Origin of the sequence: Pseudomonas sp. BW16M2, from assembly GCF_014268865.1 — a bacterium.
Lineage (GTDB): Bacteria > Pseudomonadota > Gammaproteobacteria > Pseudomonadales > Pseudomonadaceae > Aquipseudomonas > Aquipseudomonas peradeniyensis.
The window spans coordinates 1-240 of record NZ_JABWRI010000100.1 but is presented as its reverse complement, the minus strand read 5'-3'; the positions used below and the strand labels follow the sequence as shown (position 1 = coordinate 240).

Genomic DNA, 240 nt, shown 5'->3' with positions numbered 1-240 from the left:
GAATAGCTCAGTTGGTAGAGCACGACCTTGCCAAGGTCGGGGTCGCGAGTTCGAGTCTCGTTTCCCGCTCCAGTTTCTCCGGCACTGCTTCGGCAGGGCAGGAAAAGAAAATCCAGGCTGAATCGCGAGGTTCATGTTCTGGTACGCTGAAAAGCGTCGGCTTAGTCCCCTTCGTCTAGTGGCCTAGGACACCGCCCTTTCACGGCGGTAACAGGGGTTCGAGTCCCCTAGGGGACGCCA

The 240-nt window shown here is 58.3% G+C and carries 1 tRNA gene; it reads left to right on the top strand.

The annotated features are described in order from the left end of the window. Positions 1 to 164 precede the first annotated feature (164 nt). Positions 165 to 240, top strand: a tRNA-Glu gene (locus HU735_RS26900).